The 17,993-nt window shown below is 53.4% G+C and carries 16 protein-coding genes; 12 read left to right on the top strand and 4 right to left on the bottom strand.

The window, feature by feature from the left end; translation table 11 throughout:
- Positions 1 to 33: 33 nt before the first annotated feature.
- The 4 genes from pseG to pseB are packed head-to-tail and all read right to left on the bottom strand — an operon-like array spanning position 34 to position 4,006.
- Entirely contained in the window at positions 34 to 1,149 is a 1,116-nt protein-coding gene (gene pseG, locus Q399_RS0119000; protein ID WP_031571348.1) for a UDP-2,4-diacetamido-2,4,6-trideoxy-beta-L-altropyranose hydrolase, read from the bottom strand.
- Positions 1,149 to 1,850: a pseudaminic acid cytidylyltransferase gene (pseF, locus tag Q399_RS0118995; RefSeq protein ID WP_031571347.1), complete on the bottom strand. Its 702-nt coding sequence runs from the start codon at positions 1,848 to 1,850 to the stop codon at positions 1,149 to 1,151. The genes pseG and pseF overlap by 1 nt, the downstream gene beginning before the upstream one ends.
- A gap of 3 nt (positions 1,851 to 1,853) precedes the next feature.
- Entirely contained in the window at positions 1,854 to 3,008 is a 1,155-nt protein-coding gene (pseC, locus tag Q399_RS0118990) for a UDP-4-amino-4,6-dideoxy-N-acetyl-beta-L-altrosamine transaminase (RefSeq protein ID WP_031571346.1), read from the bottom strand.
- Positions 3,005 to 4,006 carry a UDP-N-acetylglucosamine 4,6-dehydratase (inverting) gene (gene pseB, locus Q399_RS0118985; protein ID WP_031571345.1) on the bottom strand — a complete coding sequence of 334 codons (1,002 nt, stop codon included), beginning with the start codon at positions 4,004 to 4,006 and terminating at the stop codon, positions 3,005 to 3,007. The genes pseC and pseB overlap by 4 nt, the downstream gene beginning before the upstream one ends.
- A gap of 229 nt (positions 4,007 to 4,235) precedes the next feature.
- On the opposite strand from pseB, the gene Q399_RS0118980 reads away from it, so the two are divergent.
- From Q399_RS0118980 to fliL, 12 genes are all read left to right on the top strand, one after another.
- Positions 4,236 to 5,036, top strand: coding sequence for a flagellin (locus tag Q399_RS0118980; RefSeq protein WP_031571344.1), 801 nt, complete (start codon positions 4,236 to 4,238; stop codon positions 5,034 to 5,036).
- A gap of 119 nt (positions 5,037 to 5,155) precedes the next feature.
- Complete coding sequence (locus Q399_RS0118970; protein ID WP_031571343.1) at positions 5,156 to 6,625, top strand: sigma-54 interaction domain-containing protein; 1,470 nt, start codon at positions 5,156 to 5,158, stop codon at positions 6,623 to 6,625.
- 112 nt (positions 6,626 to 6,737) lie between these two features.
- Entirely contained in the window at positions 6,738 to 7,910 is a 1,173-nt protein-coding gene (locus Q399_RS0118965) for a sensor histidine kinase (protein ID WP_245612935.1), read from the top strand.
- Positions 7,897 to 9,246 carry a sigma-54-dependent transcriptional regulator gene (locus Q399_RS0118960; RefSeq protein WP_031571340.1) on the top strand — a complete coding sequence of 450 codons (1,350 nt, stop codon included), beginning with the start codon at positions 7,897 to 7,899 and terminating at the stop codon, positions 9,244 to 9,246. The genes Q399_RS0118965 and Q399_RS0118960 overlap by 14 nt, the downstream gene beginning before the upstream one ends.
- Positions 9,247 to 9,493: 247 nt before the next feature.
- Positions 9,494 to 9,829: a flagellar hook-basal body complex protein FliE gene (gene fliE, locus Q399_RS0118955; RefSeq protein ID WP_031571338.1), complete on the top strand. Its 336-nt coding sequence runs from the start codon at positions 9,494 to 9,496 to the stop codon at positions 9,827 to 9,829.
- A gap of 14 nt (positions 9,830 to 9,843) precedes the next feature.
- On the top strand, positions 9,844 to 11,550 hold the full coding sequence (fliF, locus tag Q399_RS0118950) for a flagellar basal-body MS-ring/collar protein FliF (RefSeq protein WP_031571335.1): 1,707 nt from the start codon (positions 9,844 to 9,846) through the stop codon (positions 11,548 to 11,550).
- Complete coding sequence (gene fliG, locus Q399_RS0118945) at positions 11,543 to 12,580, top strand: flagellar motor switch protein FliG (RefSeq protein WP_031571332.1); 1,038 nt, start codon at positions 11,543 to 11,545, stop codon at positions 12,578 to 12,580. The genes fliF and fliG overlap by 8 nt, the downstream gene beginning before the upstream one ends.
- Positions 12,581 to 12,618: 38 nt before the next feature.
- The gene (fliH, locus tag Q399_RS0118940) at positions 12,619 to 13,428 is read left to right on the top strand and encodes a flagellar assembly protein FliH (RefSeq protein ID WP_031571330.1); all 810 of its coding nucleotides are present in this window, start codon (positions 12,619 to 12,621) and stop codon (positions 13,426 to 13,428) included.
- A 21-nt stretch (positions 13,429 to 13,449) separates the two neighbouring features.
- Entirely contained in the window at positions 13,450 to 14,799 is a 1,350-nt protein-coding gene (gene fliI / locus Q399_RS0118935) for a flagellar protein export ATPase FliI (protein WP_031571329.1), read from the top strand.
- A gap of 2 nt (positions 14,800 to 14,801) precedes the next feature.
- Complete coding sequence (fliJ, locus tag Q399_RS0118930) at positions 14,802 to 15,254, top strand: flagellar export protein FliJ (protein WP_031571327.1); 453 nt, start codon at positions 14,802 to 14,804, stop codon at positions 15,252 to 15,254.
- 92 nt (positions 15,255 to 15,346) lie between these two features.
- Entirely contained in the window at positions 15,347 to 17,311 is a 1,965-nt protein-coding gene (locus tag Q399_RS0118925) for a flagellar hook-length control protein FliK (RefSeq protein ID WP_031571325.1), read from the top strand.
- A gap of 104 nt (positions 17,312 to 17,415) precedes the next feature.
- Complete coding sequence (gene fliL, locus Q399_RS0118920; protein WP_031571323.1) at positions 17,416 to 17,970, top strand: flagellar basal body-associated protein FliL; 555 nt, start codon at positions 17,416 to 17,418, stop codon at positions 17,968 to 17,970.
- The last annotated feature ends 23 nt before the right edge of the window (positions 17,971 to 17,993 follow it).

Genomic DNA, 17,993 nt, shown 5'->3' with positions numbered 1-17,993 from the left:
TCCGCTGTTCCGTTGGTTGATTATTGGTTGTTGTCAGGAGTCTGAGCCTGTTTCCAGCAGTGCAATAAGCTTTGCTACACCACCGCCGGCGGGCACCAGTTGACTGGCGGTCGCAGACATCTGGCGTCGGCGCTCCGGCTGCGCCAACAGATAGTCGACTATTGACGCCAGACTACTACTGTCCAAGGTGCTGGCAACGCCCAAATCCACGCAAGCGCCTAGGCTTGCCATGTAGGCGGTGGTCGCCAGTTGATTGTCCGCCAGCGCCACAACCACTGCGGGTAAGCCCAGACAGGCGCGCTCCCAGTGGGTGGCGCCGCCGGCGCCAATCATTAAATCCGCAGCTGCCATCAGCCCGGCCATCCCTGGCGTCTGTATGTGCAGGGTCAGACGCCGGTCCTGTGCACAAAGTTGCTGCAACAACAGACGGTGCGGGTTGGCCTGACCGATCACGATATCGGCCAGCCAATTCGGTTCCTGAAGTTGCTTCAACGCATTAATTGCGATGTTGCTTAAATTGTCGCCATCCGTGCCACCGAAAAAGATCAGCAGCCGGGCTGGAAGTTGCGCGCTAAACTGTGCCGGGAATTGTCGGTCGGCAGTGTGGAATGCCGCAAATTCCGGTCGCAATAACGCCCATTGTGGTCCGAGCAAAGCCCGGCATGGCGTTGGTAGCAAGCCGTCGTAACGGCTGTTGAGATCCGGCAACAGGTTCTGATCCAGCAGCAGGTCGCAGTCATAGTGCCGGTTGGCTAAATCGTCGATATGTAAAATTGCCCGGCAACCCGGACGCATCGCCGCACAGAATTTAGCGCCAAGGCCGTAGTGGTCGACGACCAGCCAGTCAAAGCGGTGGCCAGCGAGCTCTGGCATCAGTGCAATCACCTGTTGCAGAGCCGACGCATCTTCCGCTTCAGTGGCCCCCAACCAGGCGGCATAACCGTGTTCTGGCGGCGTAGATAATTCAGCGAGTGTCAGCGTTGGAAAACCTTCAGCCTCGAGCACACTCAGCATATGGCCGGGGTGCTGCCTGCAGGCAAACCAAATCTTGTGGCCTTTCACTCGCAGGGCACGCGCAAGCGTCAGGCAACGCATCAGGTGACCGGACCCGATGGTCAGGGAAGCATCAGTGCGAAACAGCAGCCGCATCAGCGACTCCGGTTTTGTTGTATTAACAGTTGCTGTAACAGTTCTGCCCGTTGCCAGTCGGCTTCAGTATCGATGTCCTGTACCCGGTGCTGCGGCAGTTCCTGCAGATAACTATGCGCGGCAAACATTGGTGCGCCGCTTAGCCAGGCCTCAGCGCTACCGAGATAAAACTGGCCGGCATCGTGGAAGGTTTCAGGTAAATCCTGCGAGCGTTTTGGCATAGCATCCGGTTGTACAGGTTCAACCTGACCTTGTGCATTGCGATACAAGGCGCGCTGAATAGGGAAGCTGAAGCGGCAACCGGAGAAGACAAATTTCAGCGCAGGATTTTCTGCGAGTGCTGCCGCGGCCTGCGAGAGATCTTCAGGGCATAATAATGGTGCTGTTGCGTAGATACAGCCAACCAGAGTCACTTGTTCGCGTTCTGACAGCCACTGCGCAGCATGGCGTACGACTGCACTGGTGCCGGTGTGGTCATCTGCCAGCGTGGCCGGGCGCATAAATGGCACTTCAGCACCAAAGGCGCGCGCGACGTCAGCGATCTCCGCATCGTCCGTCGACACAATCACCCGGTCAAAGACGCCGCTTTGCAGCGCGGTCTCCACAGACCAGGCCAACATCGGTTTTCCGTTAAACAGGCGGATATTTTTGCGCGGAATGCGTTTGCTGCCGCCCCGGGCCGGAATAATCGCAACCTTCATCGCTCACCTCGTACCGCATGCCTGACGCAGTGCATCGGCGACTTGTTGCTGTTGCGCGATGGTGATGCCGGCAAATAGTGGCAAACTAATGATTTCGCTGTAAAAACTCTCAGAATGCGGGAACTGGCCCCAATCAAAGCCAAGGTTCTGGTAATAGGGCTGGGTGTGGATTGGAATGTAATGTACATTGACCCCAATGCCCGCAGCGCGCAGTTGTTCAAACACCTGCAGCCGCTGCAGAGGCTGTTGCAGCCGGATTATATAAAGATGCCAGGCCGATATACCGTCGACAGCTGGCACTGGCAAATTGACCGGTAAATCCTGCAGCAATTGCTGATAAATCTCAGTGGCTTTGATCCTTTGTTGCACAAACTGAGGCAGACGGTCAAGCTGACTTAGCCCCAGGGCTGCCTGTAAATCGGTCATCCGGTAGTTAAAACCAAGACCGATTTGCTGGTAGTACCAAGGGCCATGGGACTGTTCGGTCATCTCGCCTGCATCGCGCGTGATGCCGTGGCTTCTAAGTAATCGGAGCTGGCTGTCGAGTACCGGATCGTTGCAAAGGGCCATGCCGCCTTCGGCGGAGGTAATTATCTTTACCGGGTGAAAGCTGAAGACGGTGATATCGCTGTACTGACAACAACCCACCGGTCGCTGTTGGTACAAAGCGCCAATAGCGTGTGACGCGTCTTCAATAATCCTGATACCGAAGGGGCTGCAAATAGCAGCGATTCGTTCCATATCGCAGCTGTGGCCAGCCAGATGGACTGGGATCACCACTTTGGGTAAAGTGCCGCTGGCTTGTGCTTGCTGCAGTTTCTGCTCTAAAGCTGCAGGGTCCATCAAACCGGTTTGCTCATCGACATCAACGAAATCGATATTGGCACCGCAGTACAAGGCGCAGTTGGCCGAAGCTACAAAGCTGATGGGGCTGGTCCAGACCACATCGCCAGGGCCGACCTGCAAGGCTAGGCAGGCAAGGTGCAACGCCGACGTTGCGCTATTCATTGCGACAGCAAAACGCGCCTGGCAATGTCTGGCGACTGCTTGTTCAAACGCCGGTACCTTAGGACCTTGTGTTAAAAAATCTGATTGCAGGGTCTCAATGACCGCAGCGATATCCGTAGCGTCAATTTGCTGACGCCCATAAGGGATCATAACATCGCATCCTGATTAAACTGGCAGATCTCCTCGGGCGTCAGAAACCACGGGTTTTTATCTGAAACGTACTCAGTACCCGGTTCCACTTTGCGTCCCCGTTCTTTGAGCGCATTGATGGTGAAATCGTTACTTCGGTTTGAAAACAGAATGGACGGAGCTATTACAAAGTGGTCATCGTATTCATAAGTGTTGTAAGACATATCACCCGGACACATCATCTCATGTAGTTTTTCGCCAGGGCGGATGCCGACATTTTTCAGTGGCAGGTTCGGCGCAATCGCTTTGGCCAAATCAACAATTCGGATCGAAGGGATCTTCGGTACGAAAATTTCACCACCCAGCATGCGTTCAAAGTTTTTCAAAACAAAATCAACACCTTGCTGCAAACTAATCCAGAAGCGAGTCATGTCGGGGTGGGTGATTGGGATATGGTCTGCGCCGCTATCGCGCAGCTTTTCGAAAAATGGCACGACAGAACCGCGTGAACCCACCACATTACCGTAACGCACTACTGAAAAACGCGGTTTACTGCCGCCGGAGATGTTATTGGCGGCCACAAACAATTTGTCTGACGCCAGCTTGGTGGCTCCATACAGATTGACCGGGTTTGCCGCTTTGTCGGTTGACAGCGCTATGACTTTTTCAACGTTGTTTTCAATGGCGGCGTTGATGACGTGCTCAGCGCCATTGATATTCGTTTTGATACATTCCATCGGATTGTATTCCGCGGCGGGAACTTGCTTCAGCGCTGCGGCATGGATCACATAATCCACTCCTCGCATCGCCCGGATCAGCCGTTCCTGATCGCGCACATCACCGATGAAATAACGCATACAAGGTGCGTCAAATTTTTGCTGCATCTCATATTGCTTTAATTCATCGCGGGAAAAAATGATGATTTTGTTTGGTTTATAGCGCCGGAGCAGGGTTTCCGTGTACTTATGGCCAAAAGAGCCGGTACCACCAGTAATAAAAATATTCTTACCATCAAACATTGCAACCCCCTGACGAGCGTGCGAGAACCGTATTTTTCTGCGTCTGCCAAACCATAGCATAATTTATTCCATCAATAAAAAATCCTTGTAGTTAAAGGTGTTAGCCTTGTTCCGTGGAAGGCTGGTTGTGACAAACTCAAATTGTACGAAAAATATCCGGTAAAGACTTTGCGGACATTCGCTATATTCGCGTAGACTGAAGCAACGCCCAGTGTTGGAGGAAGATGTGATGAATATCGGTAGTACTTCATCTCTAAACGATACATTGCTGCGCCTGAATCAGGCGGAGCAGGACGACCGGCTGAAAAAGCTCGCGTCCGCTAAACGTATTAACTCAGCCGCTGATGACGCCGCAGGCCTGCAAATCGCCAACCGGCTGACCGCGCAGAACTCCGGCACTCTTCAGACTGAGCAAAACTTGTATGATGGTTTGTCGCTGGCGAATCTGGCGGATCAATCCTTACAAGGTGTCACCGACGGCCTGAATGAAATTGGCCGGCTGGCCGCTCAGGCGGGCAGTGGTATCCTCAATGCCGACGATAAAGCTGCGCTGCAAAAGCAGGTCAATGCTATTACCGCCGGTATCAAAGACCAGATTGCCAACACTGAATTTGCCGGGAAAAAGTTGTTTTCAGCCGACGGCAGCATTGCACTCGGTGGCGAAAAAGCACAGCTAACCCTTAAAACCAGCGATCTGACCAAACAACTGCAGGATGGTGGAGTTTTCACCATTGATTTGACTCAGGCGGATGGCGTTGAAAAAGCCTTAGCTGTAGTGAAAAGCTCGACAACGCAAATCGATAATCAACGTACTGATATTGGTGCCACAGCCAATGCGCTGACATCCGCAGCACGGAATCTGTCGAACCAAAACGTCAATGAGCAGGCAGCGATTAGCCGTATTGCTGATTTGGATTATGCCAAAGCAAGCACTGAGCTGGTACAAAGCCAAATCCGTGAGCAAGCCGGCATCGCAGTGGCTGCGCAAGGTCGTGTGCAGTCTGAACAAGCGCTGCAACTGCTGAGTTAACACCAGCAACGCTGTTTTTTTGACGCAGTATTCATTGAAGTGTCAAAAAACCAGCGTTTGTTGCTTGCAAGGGCGGCAGGCCTTTGCAACAATAAGAAAAAAGCTGGCAGTTCGACCATATGAACCCACAATTATTTATTCTGGATCAACAGGATAGCCGGGCGCAGCGCCTGAGTGTGATCCTGAACTTTATTCATGAGCCGCATGCTCTGCTGACTGAAGAACAGCTGACAACGACGCTCAATGCAGATCCAAAAGCCGTGGTGCTGCTCGGTGCTTTGACCTCGCAACAACATGAACACATTCTGCAGCAGTATCCGGCCTGCGCCTTTTTGTTATTAGGCGAAACCTTAAAGCCCTTACTTAAACACGCCAACGCTGTTGGTCTGCTGACGGAGCCATTTGCTTATGCGTCTTTAACGCAGCAGCTGCGGGATTGTCAGGAATATCACCGCTTACTACCCGGCCAGCGTCAGCATGATTTGCAGCACCGTTTTGTCGGTATGGTCGGCACCAGTCCGGTGATGCAGCAGGTGCGATTTTTAATCCAGCAAGTTGCCAAGACCGACGCCAATGTGTTGATCCTCGGTGAATCCGGCACTGGTAAAGAAGTGGTAGCCCGCAACATTCACGTGCTTTCGCATCGCTGTGACGGGCCTTTTGTGCCGATCAACTGTGGAGCTATTCCGGCAGAATTGTTGGAAAGCGAATTATTTGGCCACGAAAAGGGCGCCTTTACCGGCGCTATCTCAACCCGTAAAGGCCGGTTTGAACTAGCGCAGGGCGGCACTATTTTCCTCGATGAAATCGGCGATATGCCGCTGCCGATGCAGGTCAAACTGCTGCGGGTGTTGCAGGAGCGCACGTACGAGCGGGTCGGCGGCAGTCAGCCGATCCGTGCAGATGTGCGGATCATCGCTGCGACGCACCGTCAGCTGGAGGGAATGATTGAGGACGGCCGGTTCCGCGAAGATTTGTACTACCGGTTAAACGTGTTTCCAATAGAAACTCCGGCGCTGAAAGAGCGTGCTGACGATTTGCCGTTGTTATTAACCGAATTACTGCAACGACTCGAATTGCAGGGCCAGTCCGGCGTCAAGTTTACCGAACGGGCAGTCGAGAGCCTGAAGTTACATCCCTGGCCTGGCAACGTGCGCGAGCTCGGCAATCTGGTGGAACGCCTGACCATTATGTTTCCAAACCAGGTGGTTGATGTGGCGGATTTGCCACAAAAGTATCGGCATATTGATGTCGAGACTTATGTGCCGCATTATCCGGAAGCATTATTGGAACGCGACGCCATCAACGAATTGTTTCAATTCGGCAGTGATGATGAAGACAGCGCAGAGGATGAAGTGGGTCAGGCGCCGGGTGGCGATGCGCTTGGATTGTTGCCGGATGCGGGCATGGACTTAAAACAGTTCCTTGCTGATTTAGAAGTCAGTCTGATTAATCAGGCGCTGGAACGTCACGACTTTGTGGTGGCGCGTGCGGCGGATATCTTATGTCTGCGACGCACCACGCTGGTGGAAAAAATGCGTAAATACAACCTGATGCGCGACGAAGCCGATGCAGCAGAAAACGACTGACTGCCAAAAAATTGGCAATGAAAATTGCCGTAAGTATCTGAAATACAACATTAATATATATGGCATGATTTCTGCTTAGTTAGGGTGTGTTCAAAACCCTGACGGTGAAATTATGCTCACTTCCCCGCAAGCTGTACTGAAAAAGACGCCTGCGCCCGCGTTGTCGATGCCGCCATTGGCTGCGTCGCCCGGACTGGCGCCCGCTGCCGCGCCCGTGGTGATGACTGACGCTGAACGTCAGGAACTGCAACGTCTGCAACATCTGCTGCAAGTGCTGCCAAACGGCATCGTTGTGCTGGATCAGCGTGGTTATGTGATGCAGGCCAATCCGGTGGCGGTGGCGATGCTCGGTGAACCTCTGCACGGACAGCGCTGGCTTGACGTGATTAACCGCAGTTTCAGACCGCGCAATGACGATGGTCTGGAAGTATCGCTGCATGATGGGCGGCGTGTTCAGCTCGCCATCAGCCCGCTGGAACCTTTAGCGGGCCAGTTAATAGTGCTGACCGACCTCACCGAAACCCGGCAGCTACAAAGCCGCCTGTCGCATCTGCAGCGTTTATCTTCTCTGGGCAAAATGATGGCGTCGCTGGCGCATCAAATCCGCACGCCTCTATCCGGCGCTTTGCTGTATGCCCGCAATTTGCGTAACCAAAAATTAGATCCGCTGGCCCGCGAGCAATTCAGCCAGAAATTATTAAATCGACTGACCGACTTAGAGCAGCAGGTCAACGACTTATTGCTGTTTGCCCGTGCCGGTCGTGAGCAGCAGGCTCAGCCATTGTCAATGCAGCAACTGCTCAGTGAAGTGTTTGCCGCAGTGGAGCCGCTGGTACTGCAGCAGCAGGGCACTGTGCTGGTTGAACTGCCAGATCCGGACGTGATGGTACTTGGCAATCATACCGCTTTGGCCGGCGCACTCAGTAATCTGGTGCACAACGCGCTGGAGCACGCTGGGCCCGGCGCCCGCATTCAGCTGTCCGCCATTGCCAGTGCTGACGGGCGTCAGGTGGTGCTGGCAGTCGAAGACGAAGGCCCTGGAGTCCCTGAACATCTGCGTCAGCAAATTTTTGAACCGTTTTATACCACCCGTAGTAACGGCACCGGCCTTGGTCTGGCTGTCGTGCAGGCAGTGGCCACATCACATAGTGGGATCGCCCGATGCCTGCAAGGTGCAACAGGTGGCGCCCGTTTTGAATTAGTCTTGCCGGTTTGTCCGGTAACTGTTGGCACCACCTTTGGCGGTGTAAGCTCAATCAAGGAGTTCAGTCATGCAGAAGCCTAAAATTCTGGTCGTAGAAGACGACGCTGGCTTACAGGAGGCGCTGGCGGATACGCTGAGCCTGGCACAATATGATGTGCTGCTGGCCAGTAATGCCGAGCAGGCGCTGCAACAGCTCAAACAGCATAAAATCCGCCTGGTGGTTAGCGACGTGCAGATGGGCGCCATTTCGGGTCTGGAGTTGCTGAAATCAATCAAACTGAATTATCCACAGCTGCCGGTTCTGATGATGACGGCTTATGCGACAGTGAATGATGCAGTGACAGCTATCCGGTTAGGAGCGGTGGATTATCTGGCAAAACCTTTTTCGCCGGAAGTGCTGGTTAATATGGTCGGTCGTTATGTCAGCCCAGAGGAAGTATTGCCGTTTGAGCCGATTGTGGCGGCGCCATGCAGTCAGCAGCTGGTGAAACTGGCGGCCAAAGTCGCACGGGCCGATGCCAATGTGATGGTACTGGGCCCCAGTGGTTCTGGTAAAGAAGTACTGGCACGTTATATCCACTTGCAGTCAGCCCGTCACGAAGGCCCGTTTGTCGCCATCAACTGCGCGGCCATCCCGGAGAACATGCTGGAGTCAACCTTATTTGGCTATGAAAAAGGCGCCTTCACCGGGGCTATTTCAGCTTGTTCCGGTAAATTTGAACAGGCGCAGCATGGCACCATTCTGCTGGATGAGATCAGTGAAATGGATTTAAATCTGCAGGCTAAATTACTGCGTGTGTTGCAGGAACGCGAAGTTGAACGTTTGGGCAGCCGCAAAACCATTAAACTCGATGTGCGGGTGATAGCGACCAGTAACCGCGACTTGCGTCAGGCTGTTGCGCAAGGTCAGTTCCGCGAGGATCTGTTCTATCGCCTGAACGTGTTTCCACTGACCTGGCCGGCGCTGTGGGAGCGTCCGGAAGATATTCTGCCGTTGACCACTCATCTGATCGAGCGGCACTGTCAGCAGCAAGGCGCCGCAATACCTGAACTCTCACCAGGCGCGAAGCGGAAATTGTTGGCGCATGAATGGCCGGGCAATGTACGTGAACTGGATAACGTGATCCAACGCGCGCTGATCATTCACAATGATGGAGTGATCACCGCAGACGATGTTTTGCTGGAGAGTAGTCCGGTCAGTTTGAACCGCTCGGAAGCTGTACCAGCAAATCTGGACCCTGACATCAGCGTGTTTAAGTCCGGTGTCTATGAACAAGAGCATCGGATCATTTTGGAAACGATGCGCGCCTGTGCCAATCGTCGCAAAGATGTGGCGGAAAAACTCGGGATCAGTGCCAGAACGCTGCGTTATAAATTAGCCAGAATGCGGGAGTCTGGTATCCCATTACCCGGTTGACATCATTCAGTCATAAGCCACTTGTCGCTGGCAGCCATCCTGGGTTGCCGGCACTTCTTGTTTAACTCTATTACCCTCCCGCCAGCAAATTTGTTCCTACGTTGTTTGGCAGAAAATCATTGCGTCTTGAAAGTGTCGTTTTTTTGACTCCGGAAAATTCGGTTAGGTTATTGAATTTTATCAATAAATCATTGGCACGACTTGTGCTTAAGCCTGTTATATCAATAGCTTTACAGGCGGCAGCATCATGGATATCAAAGGCGCAGGGCTTTATCAGGAAATGCAGGCATTTGCCCGGCAGGCCCGGAGTGTGTCCGCTGACATGCAGACAGGTCCGGTTCAGGTCGACAACACCAGCCAAAGCGATTTTTCCCAGTTGTTCAAACAGGCGTTGAATACCGTGAATGGTTTGCAAAAGAACAGCAATGAGCTGGCCACTGCAGTTGAATTAGGCGATCCGAAAGTGTCACTGGCGCAGGCAATGATTGCCGGCCAAAAAGCGTCGGTTGCTTTTGAAGCCACTGTGCAGGTGCGCAACAAGCTGGTCGAAGCCTACAAAGAAGTCATGGCCATGCCGGTATGATGGGAGCAATCTAAATGGCTGAATCAACAGAATTAACTTTAAGCTCAAACGACTTTAACCAACCGGTGGACAGCAGCACGCCGGTGGAACAAAAGTCGGGTTTTATCGGCTCTATGGGTGGCATGGATATCGTGCGTCAGGTTGCGCTGATTATTGCGCTGACTATTTGTATTGCCATTGCCATCCTCATCATCATGTGGGCGCGAGAACCCGATATGCGTCCGCTCGGTACTTTTGAAACCACTGAGCTCATCAGCCATCTGGACCATCTGGATGCGCAAAAAATCGAATACAAACTCGAAGGCAACACCATCTTGGTACCTGGTGATAAGTACCAGGACATCAAACTGGGGTTAAATCGTGCTGGTCTGGAAAAAGCAACCAACAGCGGTGATGAGATCCTGATGCAGGACAGCGGCTTTGGTGTTAGTCAGCGGCTTGAGATGGAACGGCTGAAGCATAGTCGGGAACAACAGTTGGCCCGCACCGTCGAAGAATTCCAAAGCGTCGCCCGTGCACGCGTCTTATTGGCTATTCCCAAAGAAAACATTTTTGCCCGGGTTGAAAAACAACCTTCTGCGACTGTGATGATCACCGCCAAAGGCGGCAAAGCCATTAAAGACAGCGAAGTAGACGCCATCGTTGATTTAGTCGCATCAGCGGTACAGGGGCTGGAACCTTCTAAAGTGACGGTCACCGACCAGAATGGCCGGTTGCTCAATAGCGGCTCGCAAGATGCAGCTTCTGCCCGGTCCCGCCGCGAGTACGAAATCGAATTAAAGCGCGAAGATGAATATCGCCAGAAAATTGACTCTATCTTAATTCCGATCCTCGGGCTGGAGAATTATACGGCGCAGGTCGACCTGCTGATGGATTTCACCGCGACTGAACAGACGCAAAAACGCTACAACCCGGATTTGCCGGCGGTCCGCAGCGAGATGACGTCAGAAGAAAACAGCGTTGGTGGCGGAGCCATGGGGATCCCTGGCGCGTTATCCAATCAGCCGCCGCTGGATTCAAACATTCCGGAAAAAGCCAACAACGGTGAATCGCCCGTGGTGCCGGGTCGCAACAGTAAAGAAGTGACCCGTAACTATGAACTGGACACCACGATTAGCCACAGCACGCAGCAAAGCGGAGTCATCCGCCGTATCAGCGTGTCAGTGGCTGTAGATTATAAGTTAGGTGAAGGCACTGCCGAAGCGCCAGCCAAGCCTGAGCCGCGCTCACAGGCTGAGCTGCAAAACATCCGGCGCTTATTGCAGGGCGGTGTTGGCTTTGATGTACAACGTGGTGACACCATCGAAGTGGTATCAGTGCCATTCACCCGTGAAGCTGTGGTGACCACCGCTGAGCAACCAATCTACGAACAAGAATGGTTTATGCGCGTCGTTCGTCTTGCACTGGCAGCTCTGGTCATCATCGTGCTGATCCTGGCGATTGTGCGGCCAATGCTGAAGAAACTGATCTACCCTGAAGATACCTCTGAGACTTATGACGAAATGTCGCTGTCGCGTGGCGTGGATCTCGGTGACGATACCATTGACATGCTGAGTAAGGAATTTGATGCGAAATCTGTTGGTTTCGCTGCAGATGGCACCTTAATGCTGCCTGATCTGCATGGTGATGAAGACTTATTAAAAGCGGTGCGGGCGCTGGTTGCCAATGAGCCTGAACTTTCCTCTCTGGTCGTGAAAAACTGGTTGGCTGAAGATGAGTAACGTAGAAACCACACAAAAACCGGCGTTTGACGTTGGTAAACTGGATGGCGTGGAAAAAGCCGCCATCCTGCTGCTGAGCTTGTCGGAAGAAGATGCGGCGCAGATTTTAAAACACCTGGAACCGAAGCAGGTGCAAAAAGTCGGTATGGCGATGGCGTCGATTGAGGACCTGAATCAGGCCAAAATCTCGGCAGTGCACCGCCTCTTTATCGAACAAATTCAAAACTTTAGTACCATCGGCTTCCAGAGCGAAGACTTTATCCGCCGCGCCTTAACGGCTGCCTTGGGTGAAGAAAAAGCTTCGAACCTGATTGACCAAATCATCCTGGGTGGCGGTGCTAAAGGTCTGGATTCACTGAAGTGGATGGATTCGAAGCAGGTTGCTAACATCATCCGTAACGAACACCCGCAGATCCAGACCATAGTTCTGTCTTATCTGGAGCCGGAACAATCGGCCGAGATTTTGTCGCAGTTCCCGGAAAAAGTCCGTTTGGATCTCACCATGCGGATCGCCAATCTGGAAGAAGTTCAGCCAGCGGCATTGCAGGAATTAAACGAGATTATGGAGAAACAGTTCGCCGGTCAGGCCGGTGCGCAGGCGGCGAAGATGGGCGGCCTCAAAGCTGCAGCCGACATCATGAACTACCTCGATACCAATATCGAAGGCCAGCTGATGGATTCTATCCGCGAACACGACGAAGAAATGGCACAGCAAATTCAGGACTTGATGTTTGTGTTCGAAAACTTACTGGAAGTCGACGACCGGGCTATTCAGGCCATTCTGCGCGAAGTACAGCAGGATGTGCTGATGAAGGCGCTCAAAGGTGCCGACGACAATCTGAAAGAGAAGATCCTGAAAAATATGTCAAAACGGGCGGCAGAAATGCTGGCCGACGACCTCGAAGCGATGGGGCCGGTGCGGGTCAGCGAAGTCGAAACGGCACAGAAAGAAATTCTATCCACTGCACGGCGTCTGGCCGATGCCGGCGAAATTATGCTCGGCGGCGGTGGCGGAGAAGACTTCCTGTAATGAACCCCGGGTGGGGCGTACGGCTTTAGGAGTAGCAAATGAGCCTGAACGATTTTATCAAGCACCGGCCTTTTGAGCCGGATGCTGAAGTGCTGGAATTGCTGCGAAATTGGCCTGCGCCGGATTTTCAGGCAGCGCCACAGAAAAAAAGCCTGAAAACCAATGCGTTGTATAAAACGCCGCCTCAGCCTGGGCAAAAACTAGTCGCCCGGGCGCCGGAAGAAGAAGAGATTAAACCGCTGACGGCGGAAGATATCGAACAAATCCGTCAGGCCGCTTACGACGAAGGCTTAGGTCAGGGCAAAGAAGAAGGATTTAGTCAGGGTTATGCAGAAGGCCGTGAGCAGGGTTATCAGGACGGTCTGCAGCAAGGCCAGGCCGAAGGCCGCAAAATCGGCCTTGCCGAAGGCGAGGGCCTGATCCGGGAGCAACTGGCGCAGCTGCAACTCCTGCTTGATCAGCTGCAACAGCCGCTGCAGCAAGTCGACCAGCGGGTTGAACAGAGTCTGCTGGAATTAACAGTCGCGATGGCGCAGGCCGTGGTTGCGGTCGAAGTCAAAACCAATCCGCAGGTGATTTTACAAACCTTGCGTCAGGCGATTGACGCGCTGCCACTCAAAGCCAGTCAGCTGCAAATCCGGCTGCATCCTGAAGATTTGGCGGTGATCCAACAACATTACAGTGCAGACGATTTGGTCGAGCGCCAGTGGCAGTTGCGCGCAGAGCCTGCGCTAGAACGCGGCGATATCCGTATTGATGCTGGTGATTCTTCCGTCGAGCGCAATTTAAAACAGCGCCTGCAACACAGTCTGGAACACTTCCTGCAATCCAATACTCAGACTGATTAATTGCCGTGAAGTGTCAAAAGCATGACATTTGAATCCAAAGCTACAGCCCTCGCCGGGCGACTGCAGCAACAGCAGCAGTACATCCGGCAAAACCGCCCGGTCGTGGCGGGCCGCCTTGTGCGGGTGGTCGGGCTGACACTGGAAGCCACCGGCCTTAGCGCTGCCATTGGTCAAACCTGCAGTGTCGACACTTTCGACGGGGAATTGCTGGCCGAAGTGGTGGGGTTTGCACAGGACCGCATTTTCCTGATGCCAAAAGATGACATCACCGGTGTGATACCCGGCGCGCGGGTAACGCCTCTCAGTGATCATCTTGGTGTACCGCTGACGATGGCGCTGCTAGGCCGTGTCATTGATGGTGCCGGCAATCCGCTCGATGGCAAAGGCCCGGTGCGCGCCACCGAATTTGCCCGGCAAAAGAAAAATCCAATCAATCCACTGAATCGCCGGCCTGTAAAACAACCGCTGGATGTTGGCGTGCGCGCCATCAACAGCATCATCACTGTCGGTAAAGGTCAGCGTATGGGCCTGTTTGCCGGTTCCGGTGTCGGTAAATCGGTATTGCTTGGCATGATGACACGTGGCACGGCCGCCGATGTGATTGTGGTCGGTCTGGTCGGTGAACGGGGCCGTGAAGTCAAAGAATTTATCGACGAAATTTTAGGCGACGAAGGCCGTAAGCGTTCAGTAGTAGTGGCGGCGCCTGCCGATGTGTCGCCGCTGATGCGGCTGAAAGGCTGTGAAACCGCGGTGCAAATTGCCGAGTATTTCCGTGACCAGGGACTCGATGTGCTGTTACTGCTCGATTCCGTCACCCGTTATGCCCAGGCACAGCGGGAAATCGCGCTGGCCGTTGGCGAGCCACCGGCAACCAAAGGTTACCCGCCTTCTGTGTTTGCCAAATTGCCGGCGTTGGTAGAACGCGCTGGTAACGGCGGGGAAGGCCAAGGTTCTATCACGGCATTTTATACCGTGTTGTCGGAAGGCGACGATCTGCAAGACCCTATTGCCGATGCGGCACGGGCTATCCTCGACGGCCACATCGTTCTATCGCGTCAGCTGGCGGACAGTGGCCATTTCCCGGCTATTGATATTGAACGCTCGATCAGCCGGGTGATGCCGGCGGTGACCAGTATGGAACACCAGAAGCTGGCGCGTGCGGTCAAACAGCTCTACGCCAGTTTCAGTCAGAGCAAAGATTTAATTTCCATCGGCGCTTATGTCAAAGGCTCAGATCCGATGCTGGATCAGGCTATCAGCCTGATGCCCAAAATTAACCGTTTCCTGCAACAGGGCATGACCGATGTGGTGCCTTATGACGAATGTCTGGCAGGGCTGAACACCTTATTACCTGCGAACCGGAGCTTTTAAGTATGGCGCTGAAACAACTGCAATTATTAGTACAGGTCCAAAAAGAAAAAGAAGAAAAGCTGCTGGCTAATTTTGTGCAGGCGCAACAGTTTCTGCAGACCTGTAATGACCGCTATCAGGGCCTGGCCGACTATCGCACTGACTATATCCGCCAGACCCAACAGCGTGGCGCCGAGGGCGTGCAAAGCCGTCAGTTTAACCAATATCTGAATTTTATTACCAAACTGGACCAGGCGCTGGAGCAACAAAACCTGCAGATCCAGCAAGCCCAGCGTGTGGTCGATATGCGTCGCACCGCCTGGCTCACTATGCAGAAAAAACGCAAAGCCATCGAGTTATTGATCGACAAAGAACTAGCCTCCAGTCAGCAACGGCAAAACCGCCTCGAGCAAAAGCTGTTGGACGAAATAGCCACGCAGCAGTTTTTCCGCCGACTACAGCAGCAAGGGGTTTGATTTCAGCCAGTCTGGCGTGAAATTTGTATAAGTTCGTAAAAGTTTGGCTAAGAAACCGAATAAAGTCCGCGAACCATGCGGCCGGAGACAAGATGATGAACCTCAGTATCAACCTGACTTTGGGTAGCCCTGGCGCTGAGTCGGTTCTCAACACCGCGCCGGTGCCGGAAGATGGCGCCGTGGACAGTTTCAGCCTGAAGCTGGCAGACGAACTGAGTGAACAGGAATTAACCCCGCCTATTGTGGTTGAGGACACCAGAGCAGTTGACCCGGCCTTGTTGGAAGCCATTGCCGCGCGGCAGAAGCTTGCCGCAGACAGCGAAGTGGCCACCGCAAAAGATGGCAGAGTCTGGTTAGATGATCCTTTAGCCGGTTTGCCGGTCACCGCTGAGAACGAAGCTGAACTGACAGATACCGGGACCGAAGATAAACCATGGTTTGATATCATCGAAAAAGCCAAAAGCTATGGCCCGGCACTGCAGGCCAATAAAACCACTGAAGGTTCGAATACAACCGCTCTGCTGAACCAAGACCACGCCTTGGTTGGGGCTGAGGACCTGCCGCAGTTACCCCTCGCTGATTTGCTGACGTTGCCAGAGCAACCTGCAACGATCAGCTCAGACGCAGCAACAGCAGAAGCGGTGTTGGCAGCGGCCCGGGTTGAAACCGACTCAACGGCACTAACTAAAGCTGCAAGCCCCGCAGCTGCAGTGGTTAGTGCAGAAGAGCCTACAGCCCCTGCGCATCAGGTGATGGCTGAAGCCAAAGTATCGGAGCTTGTGAATAGCGGGATCACACAGCACGACGCTATGTCCCAGTCAAGTCATAACCTGGTGACTCAAGCCGCGGTTGAGCAGGTTGTTGCTGAACAGCAGGTCGTCGGTTCTGACGGTGCCAGCAATAACAGTGCACCGCAAATGGCGGACGCAACTTCATCAGATCCAAGCGCCGCAGCCTCGGCGGCTACAATTGTTACAACTGAATCTGTATCAGGTACGGCACAAAAAACAGCACTGGCTGCTGGTGCTGAACCTTTAGCGGAGAAATCCATCGTTGCAGATGAGGCTGAGTCTCTACTGGCAACAGCTGTCGCCGGTCACACTGAGACAGCGAAGGACGTGGAGACGACTGTACAGTCAGCGAAGCAGCCAGCTGATGTCAAAGCCAGTGGTTCTGTGCTGGCAGCTGCAGCATCTGCTGAAAATGCAGTGTCAGCAGCCTCGCAACAGACTGAATCCCTGCAGCAAGCCGAGCTGGTGTCACCGGCAATGGCTGTACCGGTGAATCCTGGCCGGACGACTACAACTGTCAGCGGCGACAAAACTCAGACGGTTAATACATTTGCTGAACATATGAAGGCCGTCAATCAAACACAACAGCAACAACTGCAACAGCAAGCCGGTGAGGAACAGCAAACCGGTCAGGGCCAGTCAAAAGCTGCTGCTGAGATGATGCTGGCGAATCAACCGGCGCCAACAGCTGTAAACGCCGTATCATTCAGCCAACACTTACAACAGCTGCAACCAACGCAGCCATTGACCGAGCAGACTGCAACAACTGCAGCGCTGACTCAGCCAGTAGCACAGAGTTCAGCAGCTGGTCAGGCGACTCAGCTGGCGGCCCGGCCGGCTGAAACTTCAGGTTGGCAAGCGCCGCTGGCACTGACTGAGCCTGCGGCAGCTCAGCAACTGAAAGATCGGGTGATGGTGCAGATCCAGCACAAACTACAAACAGCAGAAGTGCAGTTGCACCCAGAAGATATGGGGTCAATGCAAATTAAGCTGAATCTGCAACAAGATCAATTAAGTGTCCAGTTTGTGGTGCAACAAGGTGCCGCGAAAGAAGCGCTGGAACAACAGATGCCGAGATTACGTGAATTGTTAGAGCAGCAAGGCATTGCCTTAACAGAAGGCCAGGTTGAGCAGCGCCAGTCGGGCGGACAACAAGAGCAGCGGCAAGGCCGGTCCGGTCCATCCGCTGGTGGTGAGACAGATCTCCCCGCAGTGCAAACGGTACAGATGAAAGTGTCGGACCGGATGGTGGATTTTTATGCGTGATTGCAGGCGTGATGCAGACAAAACCGGCAGATCCGCCGATGTTGATTGCCTTTGTCCCGTAACGAAGTAAATAATAACAAAAATAACGGAGACGGAGTCCAGTCATGGCGGCGGAAAAAGAACTCGAAATTGCTGATGGTGGCAATAAAAAGAAAAAAATGATCATCATTGCAGCGGCAGCAGTGGTGCTACTTGGCGGCGGCGGCGCGGCTTTTATGATGATGGGTGGTGATCCGCCACCAGCCGCAGAAACTGCAGCTGAAGGGGCTCCGGCGGCCGACGGTGCCGCGGCACCCGCTGCGGATGGCGCAGCACCGGCTTCAGGTGGCGCTGAAGTAGGGTCTGCTTTGTATGTCGGGATGCCAAGACCTTTTGTGTTTAACGTGTCCGGCGCAAACCGGGACCGCTTAGTGCAAATCAAAGCGCAACTGTTAGTACGTGGTACGCAGAACGAAGAAACGGCAAAACAACATATTCCGTTGATTGAAAGTACCATGCTACGCACTTTCAGTAAGGCAAATGCCGATGAACTGGTCACAGCGGCCGGCAAAGAAACCATCAAAGCCGCAGCCTTAAAAGATGTTCAGGAAGCGTTAAAAGGTGTGGCAGGGTCTCCGGTGGTTGAAGAGATCCTGTTTACCGGTTTTGTTATGCAGTAAAGCCGGTTTGAACCGGAGGGCAA

Origin of the sequence: Rheinheimera texasensis DSM 17496 (genome assembly GCF_000711985.1) — a bacterium.
Classification (GTDB): Bacteria; Pseudomonadota; Gammaproteobacteria; order Enterobacterales; family Alteromonadaceae; genus Pararheinheimera; species Pararheinheimera texasensis.
Note: the sequence above shows the minus strand (reverse complement) of the source record. Positions and strands in the feature narration are given on the sequence as shown.

What these genes read in the sequence shown, in the direction of transcription:
- Q399_RS0118970 (WP_031571343.1), top strand. Translation starts at nt 5,156, where the DNA reads ATGAACCCACAATTATTTATTCTGGATCAACAGGATAGCCGGGCGCAG.
- Q399_RS0118965 (WP_245612935.1), top strand. Translation starts at nt 6,738, where the DNA reads ATGCTCACTTCCCCGCAAGCTGTACTGAAAAAGACGCCTGCGCCCGCG.
- pseG (WP_031571348.1), bottom strand. Translation starts at nt 1,149, where the DNA reads ATGCGGCTGCTGTTTCGCACTGATGCTTCCCTGACCATCGGGTCCGGT.
- pseB (WP_031571345.1), bottom strand. Translation starts at nt 4,006, where the DNA reads ATGTTTGATGGTAAGAATATTTTTATTACTGGTGGTACCGGCTCTTTT.
- fliI (WP_031571329.1), top strand. Translation starts at nt 13,450, where the DNA reads ATGACATTTGAATCCAAAGCTACAGCCCTCGCCGGGCGACTGCAGCAA.
- pseC (WP_031571346.1), bottom strand. Translation starts at nt 3,008, where the DNA reads ATGATCCCTTATGGGCGTCAGCAAATTGACGCTACGGATATCGCTGCG.
- fliL (WP_031571323.1), top strand. Translation starts at nt 17,416, where the DNA reads ATGGCGGCGGAAAAAGAACTCGAAATTGCTGATGGTGGCAATAAAAAG.
- pseF (WP_031571347.1), bottom strand. Translation starts at nt 1,850, where the DNA reads ATGAAGGTTGCGATTATTCCGGCCCGGGGCGGCAGCAAACGCATTCCG.
- Q399_RS0118925 (WP_031571325.1), top strand. Translation starts at nt 15,347, where the DNA reads ATGATGAACCTCAGTATCAACCTGACTTTGGGTAGCCCTGGCGCTGAG.
- fliH (WP_031571330.1), top strand. Translation starts at nt 12,619, where the DNA reads ATGAGCCTGAACGATTTTATCAAGCACCGGCCTTTTGAGCCGGATGCT.
- Q399_RS0118980 (WP_031571344.1), top strand. Translation starts at nt 4,236, where the DNA reads ATGAATATCGGTAGTACTTCATCTCTAAACGATACATTGCTGCGCCTG.
- fliG (WP_031571332.1), top strand. Translation starts at nt 11,543, where the DNA reads ATGAGTAACGTAGAAACCACACAAAAACCGGCGTTTGACGTTGGTAAA.
- fliJ (WP_031571327.1), top strand. Translation starts at nt 14,802, where the DNA reads ATGGCGCTGAAACAACTGCAATTATTAGTACAGGTCCAAAAAGAAAAA.
- fliF (WP_031571335.1), top strand. Translation starts at nt 9,844, where the DNA reads ATGGCTGAATCAACAGAATTAACTTTAAGCTCAAACGACTTTAACCAA.
- Q399_RS0118960 (WP_031571340.1), top strand. Translation starts at nt 7,897, where the DNA reads ATGCAGAAGCCTAAAATTCTGGTCGTAGAAGACGACGCTGGCTTACAG.
- fliE (WP_031571338.1), top strand. Translation starts at nt 9,494, where the DNA reads ATGGATATCAAAGGCGCAGGGCTTTATCAGGAAATGCAGGCATTTGCC.